Consider the following 3,263-nt stretch of genomic DNA (forward strand, 5'->3'; position numbering starts at 1 on the left):
TCAACAGGGTCGAACCGTCTACCATATTCATTGGGAGACCTCAAGCTTTGGTGTCGTTACCTTTATCTTGTGGTTTCCCCTTCTTTTTTGCTACCCCATCTCACATAAGGCGTATTAGTTAAGATACCAAACTTAGCTTCTGTAGCGTGAAAGTATCTGTGTAATTGTGAACTATGTTTTGGATGTTCCAGACTCGCACCACACCATTTACATTCAATAAGAATGATAGGCACACCATTCATGTTAATTGCATAATCTACTTTTTCTCCTCTTAAACCAGGTAAATCAGCCGTAAACTCAGGGCAAACTTCTGTTGGATTAAAAACGTTATATCCTAGTGCATTAATGAAAGGCATTACAAAAGCGTTTTTGGTAGCTTCTTCAGTCAAAACTTGCTCTTTTAGTTTTGGAATTTGCTGAGATACAGCTTTTATTTGATCGATAAAATCCATATTTTTAGTAGATGATAATAGTGAAAATACGAATGCAGATAACCTATTTTGAATGGCTAAATAACTAAGTAAATTTGCATCCTAAATTACATCATCTCTGTAATATGATCTCTGTGCCACCGAATTATTACTGTTCTTAAGCGAGGATTTTTCTGACAAAAATTTGGTAGAATTACTTACAGCAATAAAACTTATTATTACGCTCAATATTTTCAGATGAGGAATAACTGGAAATTTACAGAAGTATGGATAGATTCTATGTTGTCTCCTCCATATATTCTTTTATTACTCTGCGATAGTGAGCAAAACTGTCAAATTTATGATCCAGCGAAGAATTATAAAGTTATATTTTCTAGTAATAATTATGAAGCAGCTAAGTTATGGTTACTAGAAGATGAGTATGAACCAGTTGAAGGTAGGTTGTTGGCTAATGAATTATTCTAACTAGAGTGATGAGTTATGCAGCACGAGAGGCGATCGCTCACAACATTCTTGTAAGCTACGATAAACACAAGCCTATGGTAAAGCAACTATGACGAATACAAAGCCTGTTCGCCGTCGTCATCAAGGTAGAATATTTCCAGAATTTACAGTACCACCAGAAGAGTTAGCTAGACGGGAAGCTGAAAAAAATGTTCGTGGACAAAAAGCGCGTATCGTTTTTGATCAGGTTTTTCCGCAATTAATAGATGAACATTACAACTGCTTTATTGTAATTGAACCAAATAGTGGTGATTATTTTGTTGATCCAGATATAGAAATTGCTGAACAAAAAGCACGTCAAAAATATTCTGATGGGTGGCTAGTCACTTTCCGTCTCAATGAAACAGGTGCTTGCGACAGAATATGATTTCAGGCAAGTTTGGGGAAATTGGGGAGCTAATTTTTGAGATAGAGCTAATAGCTGTTGATGGAGAGGAGTATTCGATTGACTTGCTATTAGATACAGGATTTACTACAGGTTGGTTAGCAATTGATATTCAAGATGCTGCAAGCCTGGGATGGAATTTAATTGAACAAAATCGAACTATGCAAATGGCACGGGGTGAGGCATTTTTTGATGTCTATGAAGGAAAAGTAAAATTAGATGGACAGGAGTATATAATTCCTGTTTTAGCTGGTAATGGGATTCCTGAGCCTCTGTTGGGTTTACAGTGGTTGAAAATATTGCCTTTATCTGTAAATTTTTTAGCAGAAATATTGACACTAGGATAAAGGTTGGTGAAAAATAGCTTCACAAATAAGATTCATCTTACTAGAATGTAACTTTGGTGAACTATTAATGATGATATCAACTGTGATTGCGATCGCAGAAATTGAAAAATTACCAACAGAAGAACAAAATGCGATCGCTACCCCATTAATAGATGAATATTGCAACGATTTATTGTAATTAAACCAAGCAGTGGTAACTATTTTATTGATTTTAATGAAGCTGTTGCCGATGATTTTAGGCAAATTTAGTGAAATGTTCAATTTTAATGCCTCGACTGTCCATAACTTGAGTAAATAAATCTGTTGGTAAGGCATTTTCTACAGGTAAAACTCCAGGTTTATTTAGTTTACCTTCAAGAATTAATTGAGCAATCGTACCTGTACCACAGCCAGTTGCTATGGAAGCATTATCGTGCAGTACAGTAGAAGCATAAACACCTGTTGAACCGTTTTTTTTGCCTGTAACTTCTGCTCTAACTGCTACACCAATCCCGCTAAAAAGATTGGTAAAGTCTGTCATTGTATGGCTGACATGAGATAAAAACTCAATCATGCCACGACGCTGCATTAACCATTTAGGAAAAATATGTGCTGCTATCCAAGTCAGATGATTATAGTAATCAGGAAATGAACCAAACTTAGTAATTACATTTTTAACAGTAGGAAAGGCGTAGGGCAATGTGAAGGTTTCTGGCATATCAAACCAGTAAACTCCATTACGTTGATAGTAAGGAAAGTTAACAATTTCTCTTTCACTATAAGGTTTGACTTGCTGCCATTTACCATCTAGCCAAGCTTCAAAAGGATGCTGCAAACCCAAAAAAGTTGTTCGCATAACTGTGATACCAGCACCACCAGAACCAGCTACTAAATAATAGAGCTTGATTGTTTCTGCTTCATCAAATTGTTCCACACCCTGGCGCACCATACTGTTAGAAATGCCAGGGAAGATGCCTGTATTAATTACTGCTGTCACTCCAGCAGCAACAGCGTCTTCGTGATAAGTTAAAACTTTGCTGGTAAAAGAACGGTGGTCACTAACATCTACATAGTTAACGCCTTGTTCAATACATAGTTTCAGAACATTGGCATCGCGGTAGTGAAATGGGCCAGCACAGTGAACGACTAAATTAGAATTAGCGATCGCTTCTCGTAGTTTATCAACTTCTGCCAAGTCTAAAACTAAATACTGCTCTCGTTCTGCCAATGGCAAATTTCCCATCTCTGGAGTAAGCCCAGTGATGGTAATTTTAGCTTGCGTATGGTTTGCAATGTCCTGCGCGACACTGCTACCAATTCGCCCCCTGCCTCCAAGAATTAAAACGCGGTCTGTCATTACTCCGGTATGGGCAACACCACTTGTATTTGACCAGTTTTTGAAAGTCTTTGCCATCGGTTACAAGTATGACTCGTCTACCAATATAGGAGGATAAGTGTAGGAATCTGGTTTCATTGTTGAAATTATCTGTAAAGGCTGGGAGTGGGGGTGCGACCCGAACTGGTCGTTTAGAAAGGGAAGCCCACTTCCCTAGCGGATTCATACCCGCTACTCTCACGGAAAAGACTCTGCGAGAGTCTGGTCACGTCCAAGTAGGT

Annotated in this window: 5 protein-coding genes; 3 read left to right on the forward strand and 2 right to left on the reverse strand. The window is 38.0% G+C overall.

What is annotated here, in order from left to right; genetic code table 11:
• Positions 1-62: 62 nt before the first annotated feature.
• Positions 63-452, reverse strand: coding sequence for a type I restriction endonuclease (locus tag H6G74_RS30775; RefSeq protein ID WP_242051397.1), 390 nt, complete (start codon positions 450-452; stop codon positions 63-65).
• A gap of 216 nt (positions 453-668) precedes the next feature.
• Between H6G74_RS30775 and H6G74_RS30780 the strand changes: the two genes are divergently transcribed.
• The 3 genes from H6G74_RS30780 (at position 669) to H6G74_RS30790 (ending at position 1,667) form a co-directional block, all read left to right on the forward strand.
• On the forward strand, positions 669-896 hold the full coding sequence (locus tag H6G74_RS30780) for a hypothetical protein (RefSeq protein ID WP_190971294.1): 228 nt from the start codon (positions 669-671) through the stop codon (positions 894-896).
• A gap of 88 nt (positions 897-984) precedes the next feature.
• Entirely contained in the window at positions 985-1,302 is a 318-nt protein-coding gene (locus H6G74_RS30785; protein WP_190971295.1) for a hypothetical protein, read from the forward strand.
• Positions 1,299-1,667: an aspartyl protease gene (locus H6G74_RS30790; RefSeq protein ID WP_190971296.1), complete on the forward strand. Its 369-nt coding sequence runs from the start codon at positions 1,299-1,301 to the stop codon at positions 1,665-1,667. Before H6G74_RS30785 ends, H6G74_RS30790 begins: the two co-directional genes overlap by 4 nt.
• Positions 1,668-1,902: 235 nt before the next feature.
• On the opposite strand, the gene H6G74_RS30795 is transcribed toward H6G74_RS30790, so the two are convergent.
• Complete coding sequence (locus H6G74_RS30795; protein WP_190971297.1) at positions 1,903-3,003, reverse strand: saccharopine dehydrogenase family protein; 1,101 nt, start codon at positions 3,001-3,003, stop codon at positions 1,903-1,905.
• Positions 3,004-3,263: the final 260 nt, after the last annotated feature.

This window comes from Nostoc spongiaeforme FACHB-130, from assembly GCF_014698475.1.
GTDB classification, from domain to species: domain Bacteria; phylum Cyanobacteriota; class Cyanobacteriia; order Cyanobacteriales; family Nostocaceae; genus Nostoc_B; species Nostoc_B spongiaeforme.

Coding starts and splice junctions, on each gene's coding strand:
- H6G74_RS30785 (WP_190971295.1), top strand. CDS start 985: ATGACGAATACAAAGCCTGTTCGCCGTCGTCATCAAGGTAGAATATTT.
- H6G74_RS30790 (WP_190971296.1), top strand. CDS start 1,299: ATGATTTCAGGCAAGTTTGGGGAAATTGGGGAGCTAATTTTTGAGATA.
- H6G74_RS30780 (WP_190971294.1), top strand. CDS start 669: ATGAGGAATAACTGGAAATTTACAGAAGTATGGATAGATTCTATGTTG.
- H6G74_RS30775 (WP_242051397.1), bottom strand. CDS start 452: ATGGATTTTATCGATCAAATAAAAGCTGTATCTCAGCAAATTCCAAAA.
- H6G74_RS30795 (WP_190971297.1), bottom strand. CDS start 3,003: ATGACAGACCGCGTTTTAATTCTTGGAGGCAGGGGGCGAATTGGTAGC.